15 protein-coding genes are annotated in these 16,182 nt (G+C 28.7%); 14 read left to right on the forward strand and 1 reads right to left on the reverse strand.

All coding sequences use genetic code 11. The features are described 5' to 3' along the window. Positions 1-33: 33 nt before the first annotated feature. From ABDZ60_RS09305 to ABDZ60_RS09360, 12 genes are all read left to right on the forward strand, one after another. Positions 34-915, forward strand: a complete 882-nt coding sequence (locus ABDZ60_RS09305; RefSeq protein ID WP_047000295.1) for a YegS/Rv2252/BmrU family lipid kinase — start codon at positions 34-36, stop codon at positions 913-915. 65 nt (positions 916-980) lie between these two features. Beyond that, on the forward strand, positions 981-1,628 hold the full coding sequence (locus tag ABDZ60_RS09310; protein WP_343777699.1) for a hypothetical protein: 648 nt from the start codon (positions 981-983) through the stop codon (positions 1,626-1,628). A 406-nt stretch (positions 1,629-2,034) separates the two neighbouring features. Then, positions 2,035-3,291 (forward strand): magnesium transporter MgtE N-terminal domain-containing protein, encoded by a 1,257-nt coding sequence (locus ABDZ60_RS09315; RefSeq protein ID WP_047000296.1) that lies wholly within the window; start codon positions 2,035-2,037, stop codon positions 3,289-3,291. 248 nt (positions 3,292-3,539) lie between these two features. Continuing rightward, positions 3,540-4,448 (forward strand): cysteine synthase A, encoded by a 909-nt coding sequence (gene cysK, locus ABDZ60_RS09320; RefSeq protein WP_016208751.1) that lies wholly within the window; start codon positions 3,540-3,542, stop codon positions 4,446-4,448. Positions 4,449-4,487: 39 nt separating this feature from the next. Beyond that, the gene (gene epsC, locus ABDZ60_RS09325) at positions 4,488-5,072 is read left to right on the forward strand and encodes a serine O-acetyltransferase EpsC (RefSeq protein WP_016208750.1); all 585 of its coding nucleotides are present in this window, start codon (positions 4,488-4,490) and stop codon (positions 5,070-5,072) included. 8 nt (positions 5,073-5,080) lie between these two features. Next, on the forward strand, positions 5,081-6,067 hold the full coding sequence (queG, locus tag ABDZ60_RS09330) for a tRNA epoxyqueuosine(34) reductase QueG (RefSeq protein WP_047000297.1): 987 nt from the start codon (positions 5,081-5,083) through the stop codon (positions 6,065-6,067). A gap of 33 nt (positions 6,068-6,100) precedes the next feature. After that, a complete protein-coding gene (locus ABDZ60_RS09335; RefSeq protein ID WP_343777705.1) occupies positions 6,101-6,805 on the forward strand; it encodes a lysophospholipid acyltransferase family protein in 705 nt (234 codons plus the stop codon). Positions 6,806-6,814: 9 nt separating this feature from the next. Continuing rightward, positions 6,815-7,489, forward strand: a complete 675-nt coding sequence (gene nth, locus ABDZ60_RS09340; RefSeq protein WP_343777707.1) for an endonuclease III — start codon at positions 6,815-6,817, stop codon at positions 7,487-7,489. A gap of 256 nt (positions 7,490-7,745) precedes the next feature. Further along, positions 7,746-8,651 carry a D-alanine--D-alanine ligase gene (locus ABDZ60_RS09345; RefSeq protein ID WP_343777708.1) on the forward strand — a complete coding sequence of 302 codons (906 nt, stop codon included), beginning with the start codon at positions 7,746-7,748 and terminating at the stop codon, positions 8,649-8,651. 87 nt (positions 8,652-8,738) lie between these two features. Beyond that, positions 8,739-9,230, forward strand: a complete 492-nt coding sequence (locus ABDZ60_RS09350) for a DUF1648 domain-containing protein (RefSeq protein ID WP_343777710.1) — start codon at positions 8,739-8,741, stop codon at positions 9,228-9,230. A 208-nt stretch (positions 9,231-9,438) separates the two neighbouring features. After that, a complete protein-coding gene (locus ABDZ60_RS09355; RefSeq protein ID WP_156174280.1) occupies positions 9,439-11,538 on the forward strand; it encodes a sodium-translocating pyrophosphatase in 2,100 nt (699 codons plus the stop codon). Positions 11,539-11,830: 292 nt separating this feature from the next. Then, complete coding sequence (locus ABDZ60_RS09360) at positions 11,831-12,205, forward strand: BlaI/MecI/CopY family transcriptional regulator (RefSeq protein WP_047000301.1); 375 nt, start codon at positions 11,831-11,833, stop codon at positions 12,203-12,205. Between the two features lie 65 nt (positions 12,206-12,270). Here ABDZ60_RS09360 and ABDZ60_RS09365 read toward each other — a convergent pair whose 3' ends face one another. Next, positions 12,271-13,128, reverse strand: a complete 858-nt coding sequence (locus ABDZ60_RS09365) for a MurR/RpiR family transcriptional regulator (protein ID WP_016208741.1) — start codon at positions 13,126-13,128, stop codon at positions 12,271-12,273. Positions 13,129-13,466: 338 nt separating this feature from the next. Between ABDZ60_RS09365 and ABDZ60_RS09370 the strand changes: the two genes are divergently transcribed. Together ABDZ60_RS09370 and ABDZ60_RS09375 are read left to right on the forward strand one after the other, a co-directional pair. Continuing rightward, positions 13,467-14,837 carry an FAD-dependent oxidoreductase gene (locus ABDZ60_RS09370; RefSeq protein ID WP_343777713.1) on the forward strand — a complete coding sequence of 457 codons (1,371 nt, stop codon included), beginning with the start codon at positions 13,467-13,469 and terminating at the stop codon, positions 14,835-14,837. 11 nt (positions 14,838-14,848) lie between these two features. Next, positions 14,849-16,141, forward strand: coding sequence for a citrate transporter (locus tag ABDZ60_RS09375; RefSeq protein ID WP_343777715.1), 1,293 nt, complete (start codon positions 14,849-14,851; stop codon positions 16,139-16,141). Positions 16,142-16,182: the final 41 nt, after the last annotated feature.

Below are 16,182 nucleotides of genomic sequence, written 5' to 3' on the forward strand. Positions count from 1 at the left end.
AATTAATAATACAATAAACCTAGGAGGGGTAATGTGAAAAAGGTAAAATTTATTTATAACCCATACTCAGGAGAAAATTTGATATTAGATCAATTGGATAAGGTTATAAAAATACACCAAGACGCAGGATACACGATTGTCCCGTATAGAATAAATAAAGAAGTAGATGTTATAAATGCTTTTAATGACTTTAAAGAAAATAATTATTATTACGTGTTGATTGCTGGGGGAGACGGAACCATAGATAATGTTGTTAATGCTATGGCGAAATGTGGAATATCAGTTCCAATAGGAATATTACCAGTTGGAACAGCAAACGATTTTGGTAAATTTTTAGGAATGCCATCAGATATATCAAAGGCATGTAAACAAATATTATCATCAGAAGTTACACCAGTAGATTTAGGAAGTATAAATGATAAATACTTTGTAAATGTTGCAAGCACAGGTTTATTTACTGATGTATCACAAAAGACAGATGTAAATTTAAAAAATACAATAGGAAAGTTAGCATATTATCTAAAGGGATTAGAAGAACTTCCAAACTTTAGAAAACTTGACATAAAAATTGATTCAGAAGAGATGAAATACGAAGGTAAAATGTATTTTATGTTAGTTTTTAATGGTCAAACAGCAGGTAATTTCAAGCTAGCAACACAAGCAAATGTTACTGATGGGCAATTAGATGTTATTATATTTAAGGCAATTCCAATAATAGAATTAATACCTTTATTTGTTAAAGTATTAAGAGGAGAACATTTAGATTCAGATAATGTTATTTATTTTAAAACTAATAACTTATATATAGAATCTTATGAAGATATCGTAACTGATATAGATGGTGAAAAGGGACCAGACTTTCCACTTAATATAAAGTGTATAAAAGGTGGACTAAAAATTTTGGGAGTAAAATAATATAAAACTAGAATAAAATAAGACTTTTTTTAATAATTATAAGTAGCAGTAATAAAAAGGTAGGAGTGCAATTGTTAGAATTCAGCTATTTATGTCTTTTGTTATTTATAATTACATTTATTTTATATCTAGGGAAAAAGAATATAGACTTATCACCTAAAAAAATTAAATTATTTATAAGTATCTTATTAATACCAATGATATTAAGATGTATAGTGCTATTATGTGGAGTGATAATAGAAAAACAAGGAATAATATATTTTTTAAAAGAATATGCATTGCTCAATTACTTTAGTATTCCATTAATTATACTATCATCCTTATATATCTTTTTAAGAAATGAAAGAATAAAATTCAGTAGAAATTATATTTTTATGGTAATATTAGGGTTACTATATGGACTTTTAGTATATACATATAAGTTTAGTATAAGTATAACTAATAATTTTGGATTCATTATTTCAATAGAAAATGGAATAATACCAATTTTAATATATTTAATCATATTAGCGTCTTTAGCAGTATTTATATTAATTAATTTAGACAAACCGTTTTCTAATAAAGCTGGTATGAGGATGCTTTTAATAAGCTTAATTATCTACATAGTAGAATACATTTTATTGTTAGGTGGAATAAGCTTATATCCATATGTTATAATTGGAGAAGTATTAATATTAGGCTGCTTATTAAAGTCTATATATACATTTAAATAAAAAAAGATAGTTTGAAAATACCTATATACTAGACACTTATAAAAGGTGTCTAAGTTTATAGGTGTTTTTTATGTGTATTTTTATAAAAAGTGAATAGTGAAGTGTTTAAAACCTTCTCTAATTTTTCCACTTTTTCATTCTTTAATATTTAACTATTAAAAAGGTTGCCTTTTTGGTGGTTTTTAATATAATATAATATTGGAGAATATATGTACAACAAAATAAAAGATATTTATTCTAAATAAATAAGGGGTGAATTTAAATGGAGGGTGTCCCTCAGAGTATTAACTTATCAAAATTGAATATTAGAGTTTTAGGGGAGATAAACTTCATTATAAATTAATTGTATTCCATTTTATTTTATTAAATTTATGTTTAACTCCTCTAAAAGTGAGGAGGAAAAGATATGAAGAAATTATCGGTATTTCTATATACAAATATCCTGGGAAGAAAGATCTTTGATGAATTTGACGAAAGTCTTGGAGAACTTAAAGATATATATGTAACCACTGAAGATGGGTATCCTAGAGTAATTGGTTATAAAGTCAAAAGAGATGGATCAACTTTTCACTATGAATTTAGAAGCATTAATTTTTATCAGCAAGAAAATAGGATAAAAATAGTGACAAGAGGAAGCAAAGAAATACTCCCAAGAACTTATTCTTATCTTTTATCAGAACATTTACTTGATAAAAAAATAGTAGATATAAATGGAAAGCAAGTAGTAAGAGTTGATGATTTAAGAATAGCAGAAATTGCTGGAGAATACAGGGTAATAGCAGTAGAAACAGGCCCTCTTGCAAGATTTAGAAGGATGAATTGTGCAAAGCTTGGTAGTTTTATATACAAGATACTTAGGAAAGATTATGATGATAGAGTTTTAATGTGGGATGATGTTGAATCTTTAGAAATGGTAAATAATAATTTACAAATAGCAGTTCCATATAAAAAACTTTCAACTCTTCATCCAGCAGATCTTGCAGATATACTAGAAAATCTAGATGCAAGTTCAAGAAAACAAATCTTTGAATCATTAGATGAAGACTTGGCAGCAGATACATTGGAAGAAATAGAGCCTGAATATAAAGGTAGTATTATAAAAGAATTAAGTGAAACAAAAGCAGCTGAACTTTTAGAGAATATGCCAAATGATGAGATTGCAGATATATTAGATGATTTGGATGACGAAGAAAGAGAAAAAATTCTTATAAACTTAGAAAAAGAAGATGCTGAAGAAGTAAAAGAACTTTTAAGATATGAAGATGAAGCCGTTGGTAGTATAATGAGCACAGATTTTATTTCTTTTAATTTAGATATAACAATAGGAGAAATAATAGATATATTAAGAGAAATGGAAGAACCAGAAGAAGATGAATTATATAGAATTTATATTACAGACGAGGAAGATAGAATATTAGGATCAATAAACCCATCAGATTTAATTTTAAATAAGCCTGATGTTAAAGTTAAAGATATAATGAGTGAAAATATAGAAGTTATTAGACATGATGTTAATGTAGATGAAGCAATAGAACTTGCAGCTAAATATGATTTGTTAGCAATACCAGTAATTGATGAAGAAGACAAGTTAATTGGAGCTGTAAATACTCATGATTTAATAGATGAAATATTATATCCACTTTGGAAGAAAAAAATAAGATAAAAGTAAGTGGATTTGCAATTAGAGTTTTACTTCGTCTCTATATTTTGGAGGCGAAGTTTTTTATAATTTATTACCTTAAGTTTTTAAGTAAATATAAATAAGTTTAGTTTACTTGAAGTTGAGAAATGAAATGATAAAATTTACATATGTCTGTTTTTTATAGAAAGCTATACAATTATAGAAATAAAATTGTAATAAACTTTAAAAATAAATTATCTAAATTAGAACTTATATATAGGGAGGAAAATATGATATACAATGGCGTTTTAGATTTAATAGGGAAAACACCAATATTAAAAGTAAATAATTTAGTTGATGAAGATAGTGCTGAAATATATGTTAAATTAGAAAAATATAATCCAGGTGGAAGTGTTAAAGATAGAGCAGCTTTAGGAATGATTGAGAAAGCTGAAAAAGAAGGATTTTTAAAAAAAGGTTCAATAATAGTAGAGCCTACAAGTGGAAATACAGGAATAGCACTAGCTATGATAGGAAAATTAAAGGGATATAAGGTTATAATAATTATGCCAGATAGCATGAGCAAAGAGCGAAGAGATCTAATAAAGGCATATGGTGCAGAACTTATATTAACAGATGGTGCACAAGGAATGAATGGCGCCATAGAAAAGGCTAAAGCTCTAGCAAAGCAGGATAATTACTTTATGCCTCAGCAGTTTGAAAATTTAGCAAATTCAAAAAAACATTATGTAACTACAGCAGAAGAAATATACTCTGACATAAATGATTTAGATGTATTTATTGCTGGGGTAGGAACAGGAGGAACTGTAACTGGGGTAGGAAGTAAGCTTAAAGAGAAAATAGATGGAATAAAAATAATTGCTGTAGAACCAGAAAGTTCACCAGTTTTAAGTGGAGGAAGAGCAGCCGCCCACAATATACAAGGACTAGGATCCGGTTTTATACCCAAAATATATAATCCAGAGTGTATAGATGAAATTAGAAGGGTTTCTGATGACGATGCTTTTAGAGTTACTAAAGAATTTGCGTCAAAGGAAGGAATTTTGTTAGGAATATCTTCAGGAGCAGCTATATTTGTTGCGATTCAAGAAGCAAAAAAACTTGGAAAAGGGAAAAAAGTCTTAGTAATAGCACCAGATGGTGGAGAAAAATATATATCTATGGGAATATATGATTAGTATTAGTTACAAGTAATTTTTACAAAGGGAGGAATAGCTGTGTTTAAAAATTTAAGATATGATATAAACAATATATTAGAAAGTGACCCAGCTGCAAGAAGTAAGATAGAAGTGCTTTTGTTATATCCTTGCATTCATGCTATGATAGCATATAGAATAGCACATTTTTTATATAGTCATAAAAGATTCTTTTGCGCTAGATTATTATCACAAATAGCTAGATTTATTACAGGAATAGAAATTCATCCAGGAGCCAAAATAGGTAAAGGTCTATTTATAGACCATGGAATGGGTGTTGTTATTGGAGAAACAAGTGAAATTGGTGATAATGTTACTATATATCATGGTGTTACTCTTGGAGGTACAGGAAAAGAAAAAGGAAAAAGGCATCCAACAGTAGAAGATGATGTTATAATTGGAGCAGGAGCAAAAGTTTTAGGCCCCATAACACTAAAAAAGGGTTCTAGAGTTGGAGCTAATACTGTAGTTTTAAAGGAAGTGCCAGAAAAAGCTACTGTTGTAGGATGTGCTGGAAGAAATATTATTAGAAATATTAATGATATAATTGAAGTAATAGACGAAGATGGAAATAAAAAAACAATATATAACAATATGATTATATAGGGGTTATCATGAATAAAGAAAATATAATAAATTACTGTAATTCAATAGGTTTAGATACTTTAGGTTTTATAAAATGTAGAGAGTTTACAGAACTTAAAGAGTTCTTTTATAAAAGAAAAAGTCTAGGTCTTGAAAATGAATTCGAAGAAAAAGATATTGATAAGAGAATAAATCCGTTTAATTATATGAGTGAAGGGAAAACTATTATATCAATAGCTTTCCCTTATCTTCATGATATAGATTACTTTGATAATGGTTTTTCTGTTTATACTAGAGGAGAAGACTACCACAAAGTAGTAAAATCTTATTTAGGGAAAATATGTGGATACATTGAAAGTATTGGTGGGAAAGCAATCCCTTTTGTAGATAGCAATTTCTTGCCAGAAAGGTATATTGCTTATTTAGCAGGTATTGGTTTTATAGGGAAAAATAATTTGATTATTACAAAAAAATATGGTTCTTATGTTTTTTTAGGAGAAATAATAACTGATATGGAAATAGATTGTGATGAAAGAGACTTTAAAGAACTTTCACATTTTAAGGAATGTGGAGAATGTGAATTATGCTATAAAGCTTGCCCAAGTAAATCCATAAATCCATATAAGAAAAATAGCAATATATGTGTTTCTTATTTAACCCAAAAAAAAGATTTAGAAGATAAACATATAAAGTTATTAAATGGAAGAGTTTTTGGCTGTGATAGTTGTCAAAATACTTGTCCATATAATGAAAAAATAAATTTCTCAAACATAAATGAATTTTATCCTTTTGATTTTATGAATAAAGAAAATAGTCATGAATTAGCTAACATAAATAATAGAGGATTTAAGGAAAGCTTTTTAAATACATCTTGTGGATGGAGAGGTAAAAATGTTTTAAAAAGAAATGCTTTAATTAAAATAAATAATAATAATCAAGATATAAAATCAATAAAAACAGATTCCCCTTATTTAAAAGATTATGTGGATAGACTTTTAAATAGTAATAAAATATAATATAAATATAATTAAAGGAAGTGAGGGAGAATAATGTTATCACCAACATTAGTAAAGGTAATAAACATATTACCAGAGTCATTAGTAATAAAGATAACAAAAGTTATTGTAAATAGATTTTTTAAAAAATATGCTAATATTAAAGTAGAAGGTTTTGAAAATATAGAAAAGGTAGAAGGAACTAAAATATTTATATGCAATCATCTAAGTAATGCAGATGGGTTAATATTAGATAAACTTCTTAAAGAAAAATATGATCCAACTTTCGTAGCTGGAATAAAACTTTCAAATGACCCTGTAACGAAACTTGGAACAGCGATGATAAAAAATGTAGGAATAAAGCCAAATTCAGCAGATAAAGAGGCGATAACAAAAATAGTTAAGCTTGTTAAAGGTGGAGAAAACTTAGTTATCTTTCCAGAGGGAACAAGAAGTAGAACAGGTGCTATGATTGAAGGGAAAAAGGGAGTATTATTAATAGCAAGACTTACTAAAGCACAAATAATACCAGTTGGAATGTACGGAACAGAAATACTCTTACCTATAAATAAAAATGGTGATATGGGTGGAGAAAAGTTTAATTATGCAGATGTAAATATAAAAATTGGTGAGCCGCTACAATTACCAGTAAAAGAAAAAGATGAAGACAGACATGTTTTTGATGAAAGATGTATGGAGCATATAATGAAGTCAATTTCTATTTTACTACCTGAAAAATATAGAGGAATATATAAATAGGTGATTTTTATGAAGCAAAGAACAAAAACAATATTAGAAAAGCTTAAGGAAGATTATCCAGATGCAAAGTGTGAGCTAAATCATGAATCTGCTTTTCAACTTTTAGTTGCTACTATATTATCAGCTCAAACAACTGACAAAAAGGTAAATGAAATAACTGAAACTTTATTCAAGGATTATCCAGATTTAGATGCTTTTTTAACGCTTACAACAGAAGAATTAGAAAAGAGAATAAAACAAATTGGATTATATAGAAGTAAGGCAAAAAATTTAATAATGATGTGTAACCAGTTAAAAGAAAATTTCAATGGTGAAGTTCCAAAAACTATGGAAGAAATAACATCACTTGCAGGAGCAGGACGAAAAACTGCAAATGTAGTTTTATCCAATGCCTTTGGAGTTCCATCGATAGCTGTAGATACTCATGTATTTAGGGTTTCAAATAGATTAGGCCTTGCAGATTCAGACAATGTATTAGAAGTAGAAAAGCAATTACAAAAAGAACTTCCTAAAAAAGAATGGAGTTTAGCACACCATTTGTTAATTTTTCATGGAAGAAGATGTTGTATTGCTAGGAATCCAAAATGTGAACAATGCAGTTTGACAAAACAATGTAAATATTATAAAGAAATTAGCAAAAACAAAGTTAGTAAAAGTAAAGTTAATAAAAATATAAAATTATAGTATCAGATTTAGTATTAAGTTTATAATTAATGTTAATACATAAAAATAAATTAAAATTAATAAATTTAAAATAGTAAATGAGTTGAAAATAATAAATAAATGAAACAAATATGTATATAAAAAGGGTGTAAAGTTATAAATTTTACACCCTTTTATAAATTTAGTTTACTTTTATTGCTTTAATCATACATTGTATAGTGATATAATTAATAAAGATTTAAGTAAGTAAATTTTATAGTAAATTGGAGGACTTGTTATGAAGGTTGGAATATTAATGGGGGGAATATCTTCAGAAAGAGAAGTATCATTAAATAGTGGAAAGTCTATGATGCAACATATAAATAAAGAAAAGTATGAAGTTGTTCCTATTGTAATAGATAAGAAGGAAGATGTTATAGAAAAGGTGAAGGATATAGATTTTGCTTTACTTGCACTACATGGAAAATTTGGGGAAGATGGTACTGTTCAAGCTGTACTAAAAACTTTGGGAATTCCATATTCAGGTTGTGATACATTAAGTAGTTCATTATGTATGGATAAAGATTTAACCAAAACTATATTAAAAGCTAATAACATAAGAACAGCAAGATGGTTAAATGTTAAATCAATAGAAGAAATTGATTATGAAGCTATAGAAGAAATGAAATATCCAGTATTTATAAAACCAACAAATGGAGGCTCAAGTGTTGCAACATTTAAAGTAACTAAAAGAGAAGATGTTGAAAATGCTGTTGAAGAAGGCTTAAAATGGGACAATGAAGTTATGATTGAGGAATTTGTAAAAGGAGATGAAATAACTTGCCCTGTATTTGAAAATGAACTTTTTCCAATACTTGCAATAAAGGCTAAAACAGATTTTTATGATTATGAACAAAAGTATTCAGCAAACGGAGCAGAGCATTTTGCTATAAATTTAGAAGAAAAGCTTTATAAAGAAGTTAAGGAAATGGCACTTAACACATATAAGGCACTAAAATGTTCTGTATATGCAAGAATAGATATGATAATCACAGAGCAAGGAGTTCCATATGTTTTAGAAGTAAATACTTTACCAGGAATGACAGCAACTAGTCTTTTCCCACAAAGTGCAGGAGAAAAGGGAATAAGCTATACCAATTTTATAGATATGATAATAGAATATTCACTAAAGAATTTTAAATAAGAAAAATATATTTATAATTCGGTCGTAAGGAGTAGGAAGTTTAATTTTATCAGGAAAAATTAATTTCGAGAAAATTAGGTGGTATAAATGAAGAAATGGGAAAGTAGTGAAGCTTATAAAAGTATTAATAAAATTATAGACATTTTGGGGGTTATATTAACTTTATTTTTAGTTATAATTACATTTATGCATTGGAAAGATGCAGCTGATATAGTACCAACTCACTATAATATGAGAGGTGAGGTTGACGGATATGGTTCAAGAAATACAATATTATATATATTACCAATAGCATTAATAATATATATAGCTATGAGCATTTTAGGAAGATATCCTCAAATATACAATTATGCAGTAAATATAACTACTGAGAATAAAGAAAAACAATACAATATGGCATCAACTTTTATGAGAGTTATCAATGTTGAGATTATGGTAATATTTGTATCAATGCAAATAAGATTAGATATAACAGGAAATAACAATGGTAATTCATTCCTAATATTTTTACCAATAGAATTAATTATTATTTTTGGTAGTATTGCATTTTACATTTATAAATCAATAAAAAATAAATAAATTATTTTATTAATAATGAAAGTACACTTGTTTTTTAATTAATAAGTGTACTTTTTATTATTAGTTTTAAATTTCTCTCACCAATGATTTTTTACCAATAACTTAATTTATATTCGCAATTTTTTATTACAGTGAAGTATTTTCCAAAAATATGAAACGTATAATAAAGTGAAGATAATATATTTATATAAAAATGGGAGGAATTATTGTGAATTTAATTTTTATAGTTCTAATCGTATCTATTTTAGGACTACTCTTTGCAGCTTATCAATTATATCTAATACTAAAAGAAGATGATGGAGATGAAATTATACAAAAGATTTCAAACAGTATTAAAAAAGGAGCAAATGCATACTTAAAAAGACAATATAAAGGAGTAGGAATATTCTTCGGTTTAATGTTTGTCATATTCTTATTTCTAAGCATATTTGATTATGTTTCAATTTTTGTACCATTTTCTTTTATAATTGGTGGCTTCTTATCAGGCTTAAGCGGATATATTGGAATGAAAGTTGCAACTAATGCAAATGGAAGAACAACAGCCGCTGCTAAAAAAAGTTTGAATGGAGCTTTAAATATTTCTTTTAAAAGTGGAGCTGTAATTGGAATTGTAGTAGTTTCTTTAGGATTATTTTATATAGCATTAGGGTATTTATTTCTAAATTGTTATTATAATTACTTACCAGAAGGTGAGAGAGTAGTTGAAATAGCATCAAATATATTGACATTTGGTATAGGGGCATCTTCTATGGCATTGTTTGCTAGAGTTGGAGGAGGAATATTCACTAAAGCAGCTGATGTTGGAGCGGATTTAGTTGGAAAGGTTGAAATAGGAATTCCAGAAGATGATCCAAGAAATCCAGCAGTTATAGCTGATAATGTTGGAGATAACGTTGGAGATGTTGCTGGGATGGGAGCAGACTTATATGAATCATACGTAGGCTCACTAGTTTCATCTTGTGCATTAGCAGTAGCTGCAGGATTATCTGTAAAAGGAGTAGCAGTTCCTTTATTAGTTGCAGCTTTAGGTGTAGTAGCATCTATAATTTCTACATTCTTTGTTAGAACTAAGGAAGATGCAACACAAAAAAATCTTTTGAAAGCTTTAAGAAGAGGAGTATATATATCATCCATATTTGTAGCAGTTGGAGCCTTTTTCATTGTAAAAGCATTATTAGGAACTGAAAACATAGGAATTTATTTTAGTATCCTATCAGGACTATTATCTGGAATATTAATAGGATTTTTTACAGAATACTATACCTCAGATAATTATAGTCCAACAAAAAAATTAGCTGATATGACGAAGACGGGTCCAGCAACGACAATAATAGGGGGGCTATCTTTAGGAATGGTATCAACAGCAATTCCGGTGATTATCGTTTCAATATCAGTTTTACTAAGCTTTAACTTATCAGGAGGCTCAAATGATTTTAATTTAGGTTTATATGGAATAGCAATTTCAGCTGTAGGAATGTTATCTACTTTAGGAATAACGCTAGCAACAGATGCTTATGGACCAATAGCAGATAATGCTGGAGGAATAGCAGAAATGTCAAATCAAGATCCAGAAGTTAGAAAAAGAACTGATGCTCTAGATTCCCTAGGAAATACAACAGCAGCTACAGGAAAGGGATTTGCAATAGGTTCAGCAGCACTTACTGCTCTTGCTTTTATTGCAGCGTATAAAGATTCAATCGAAAATATGGTTAAAAGTGGAGTTTACAAATTTGAATTCAATTTATCTATATTAAATCCACAAGTTCTTATAGGTCTATTTATTGGAGGAATGATTACATTTCTATTTTCATCAAAGACAATGGATGCAGTTGGGCGGGCAGCATCTAAAATTGTTGTGGAAGTAAGAAGGCAATTTAAAGAGATTCCAGGACTTATGGAAGGAAAGGCAGAACCAGATTATGCTTCATGTGTTGATATTTGTACAAAATCATCTCAAAGGGAACTTATAACAATAGCAGTAATTGCTATTGCTACACCAATTGTAGTTGGTTTATTATTAGGACCAAATGGGGTTGCAGGATTATTAGCAGGATCTACAGTAACTGGATTTTCCATTGCAATCATGATGTCAAACTCAGGTGGAGCTTGGGATAATGCTAAAAAGTATATTGAATCAGGAGTTCTAGGAGGAAAAGGCTCAGATTGTCATAAGGCTGCTGTAGTTGGAGATACTGTAGGAGATCCATTTAAAGATACCACAGGACCATCTATAAATATATTAATTAAGCTTATGTCAATGGTATCAATAGTATTTGGTGCATTAATACTTGCTTTTGGAAATCTCTAAAATTATTTAAAATATAATAAATTAACTCTTTATTAGAAATATTAGAATATAATATAAAAGAAAATGCATATTCCTTACTACACTATTTAGTTGTTCTGATAATAGTATTGTAAGGGAATATGCATTTTTATTAATAGCTAAAATTTTATACTAACGATAAAGTTAATATACTTTATATAATAGGTATAAATGTTAATAAGATAATACTTTTTCCATTATTTGTTGACAAGCTTTGGCTACGGTTGTAAACTTGAATTAAGAATTACAATCGTAATCAAGAGAGGGAAAATTTATGGGGAATTTACCGAAAATATCAGATGCAGAATGGGAAGTCATGAAAGTAATATGGAGTTTAGAAGAAGTAACGTCAAGTGAAGTTATTGAAAGCCTTAGAGGAAAACAATTATGGAAGAAAACTACTATAAAAAGTCTTATTAGTAGATTGTTGAATAAGGAAGTTATTAGCTTCAAAAAATTTGGAAAGGAATATTTTTATTTTCCTCTTATTTCTGAAGAAGAATGTATTAAAGAAGAAAGCGAATGTTTTTTAAGGAAGGTATTTAATGGATCTGTAAATGAAATGTTAGTAAATTTTATTAAATCGGATAATCTAACTAAAGAAGATATAAATGAATTAAAAAATATATTAGATGAAATAAAATTTTAATTAGCCAAAAAACTTTATATATTCCTGATAAAAATAAGAGCACTTTAGTGCTCTTATTTTTATAGTTAAAAGTCGATTAAATATCTGTCAATCGTTTGATGTGTACTAACAATTGTATCACTGCTCATTTTACATTGCCTTAAACTCTTATTATCTCTTAATAATAAGGAGTAGATTAAATCAATTGTAAACAATGTCATTAAGCTATTAGAAAGGGATAATGAATTAGCAGCAATAATTTTATCAGCAGTAATTAACTTAACATCAACTATGTCATTTAATTTTGGGGAGTCATTACTTGTTATTGAAATTATTTTAGCTCCACGTTCTTTTGAAGCTATTAAAGCAGGATAGATATCCTTACATAGTAATGTAGGGACTATAACAATTAATAAATCCTTAGATGATATATTAGAAGTACATAGATGAATATCTAAAATATCAGTATGAGATTTTACATTTAACCCTATTAGTGATAATTTAAAGGCAAATTCATTTGCTACAAAAGATGTATTTATTAAAGAGATAATATGAATATTATTTGCTTCTTTAATAAGGTTTGCACTTTTAATTAATGCTTCTTCATTTAGCATAGCTGATGTATTATTAATAAGTTGTCTATAATCAAGTGATACTGATTCAATTATATTAGTATCTTTGTTTAAATAATTTTGAATTTCTCTAGTATTATTAGAAGTACTCTGAGCTAATGCTATTTTAAAATTATTAAAACCTTTATAACCTACCTTTTTACAAAAACGGTTAATACTAGCTTCTGAAGTACCAATTGCCTTAGCTAAATTGGTTATCGTATTTGTAATTACAAAGTCTGTATTATTAATTACGAATTGGCTTATTTCATTTTCACTAACTGTAAAGCTAGATTGTAACGAGATTATTTTCGAAATTACAACAGATGTCATTTAACATCCTCCTATAAAAAAGTTGTTTCTTATATGATAACAAATTTTTCTATTATAAACAATATTCATAGCTAGTAATAATAGGTAAAAATATTTGATAATTATTATAAGCGATAAATATGCATAGTAGAAAAATAAATGGCCTATTTTCAAAAAGTATGAAAGTTTTTGAAAAAAATATTCAAAAGCATTGACTGGGAATGAAAAAGATGGTAATATTTAATTAATGTTAACGTTAACAAACAATTGATAATATATCTGTATTCCATGATAAACTTATGATTGAATTATGGTAATTGTAAGTTTAGATAGATCAATTAATTATGGAGGAATGCTTAATGCTAAATATTATAGAACATGGTAAGGTTTATGATTTAATTGTAGCTGGTGGGGGAATATCAGGCACTATTTCTGCCCTTTCGGCTGCTAGAAATGGAGCAAAGGTTTTAATTGTTGAAAAGAATGGATACTTAGGCGGTGCCTTAACTGCATGTGGGGTAGGACCAATGATGACCTTTCACGCAGGAGAAAAACAAGTTATATTAGGAATAGGTGAAGAGATTGTACAAAACTTAAAAGCTAGGGGGTACTCTCCAGGACATGTTCGTGATACAACAAATTATATAAGCTACTTAACCCCCTTTAGTACTGAGGGAATGAAAATAATATTAGATGAAATGATAACTGAAGCTAAATGTGATGTGTTATATCATTCATTTATTGCTGGGGTAGATTTTGAAAATGAAGAAGTAAAATCCATTTATATTTGTAATAAGGATGGGCTAACTTCTTATAAAGCAAAGATATTTATTGATGCAACTGGTGATGCGGATATTGCAAATTACTGTAAAGTTCCATGTAAATTAGGAAGAGAATCTGACAGTGCAATGCAACCAATGACAATGAATATGAAATTATACAATGTTGACAGCAAAGAACTAAGAAATTATGCTAGAGAGCATTCAGAAAAATTTCCTAGATTAAATAAGGATATTAGTTTATTAGATTCAGCTCAAACCTTATCTTTTATAGGATTTGATGAAGAATTTAAGGAAGGTAAGAGAAAAGGTGAATTATCAATACCTAGAGAGGATATACTATTTTTCGAAACTTCAGTACCTGGAGAATTTATTATAAATACAACAAGAATAATTGAACATAGTGGAGTAGATGCAAAAAGTATCTCTGAGGCTGAATTCATTGGTCGTAAGCAATGTGAAGAACTATACAATTTTCTAGTAAGAAGAATACCAGGATTTAAAAATGCAAAAGTTGTAATAACGGGACCTTCAATTGGAGTTAGAGGAAGTAGACAAATATGTGGGAAATATACATTGACTGCAGAGGATGTTTTGGATAGGAAAAGATTTGAAAATGTAATAGCTCATTCCGCTTATCCAATTGATATTCATAACCCTAAGGGAGAAGGTACTATGAGTGTTCATGCTAAATCTTTTGATGATTATTATAGCATTCCATACGATATTATGGTGGTTAATGAATTTAAGAACTTATTAGTCACAGGAAGATGTGTATCAGCAACTTTCGAAGCTCAAGCAGCAATTAGAACAACACCAACATTGACAGCATTAGGACAAGCAGCTGGGGTAGCTGCAGCATTAGCAGTTAAATATGGTGATACTAGGAATATAGATATTAAGGAATTACAATCTTTATTAATTAAACAAGGAAGTTATATTGAAATATAGGGGGAATAATTATGAATAGTACATTACAATTAATTTTGATCTTAGTGGTATTTCTCGGTTTGGTAGGGCTAATGGTAGGAAGGAAGATTTCAACAATTTTAGCATTACCAATTATGGCAATAGCAATAGCATTTATAGCTGGCATTCCTTTTATGGCACAAGACCCAGAAAAGTTTACTATAGCTAAAAATGTATTAGAAGCAGGCTCCATGAGAATGAGTACAGCAATTGCTGGTCTCATATTTGGATCCTTATTTGGTAAAGTTTTAAGTAAGGTTGGTATTACAAGTACAATTATAAAAAAAGCTGCTGAACTTGCTGGAGATAAGCCGTTACCAATAGCCTTAGCATTCTTAGCTGTATCTTCAGTAATATTTGCGGCATCTAATGGTCTTGGTATGGTAATCCTAGTAGGTACAATCATTATACCAATTATGATATCAGCAGGATTAAGCCCATTAGTTAGTGGAATAGTTTTATTGCTTTCAAACGGAATTGGAGTAACATTCTCAGTTAGTACATTAGCAGTTTATATTGATGTTTTAGGTTTACCGCTTGAAACAGTTACAAAGTATTCATGGTTATGTGGAATCCCATTAATAATCGTAGCAGTTCTTATGATAGTATATTTTGTTAAGTATCAAGGAAAAATTAGAAAAGCGTGGGCAATGCCTACAGACGCACAAGCAAGAGGAACAGAAAAGAAAGTTAGAACTATAGCGTTAATTAGTCCAATTATCCCAGTAGTATTAGTATTCGCTTTTAAACTACAATTAGTACCAGCAGTTATTATAGGAATTTTAATTGCACTTATTTTATCTACTCCCAAAAATCCTTTACACATAGTATCAAGTGCTTTTGTAGAAGGTATTCAAGATGTTGCAGGTGCAGCAGGATTAATGATTGGTATAGGTATGTTATTAAATTCTGTAATGTCACCAGAAGTAGCAGCAATCCTTCAACCAGCTATTAATTTATTAATACCATCAAATCCAATTATGTATATATTAGTATTTGGTTTATTATCACCACTTGCAATTTATCGTGGACCTTTAAATGTATGGGGATTAGGAAGTGGAATTATTGCTTTACTTGCTGCAGGAGGAATGAATCCTATAGCTGCTATGGTAGCTTTACGTTTAGATTCAAATGTGCAAGCTGTATGTGATCCTACTAATTCTCATAATGTATGGGTTGCGGATTTCACTAAACAAGATGTAAATGAAATAATAAAGAAAACAATTCCTTGGATTTTTCTATCAACAATTGTTGGTTTAATAGTAGCAGCATTCATGATTTATTAGAATTAGATTCATCTAAGACTACCTTAAATAATGGAAGTCTT

It is taken from the genome of Clostridium sartagoforme (genome assembly GCF_039521405.1).
GTDB lineage: Bacteria > Bacillota > Clostridia > Clostridiales > Clostridiaceae > Clostridium > Clostridium sartagoforme.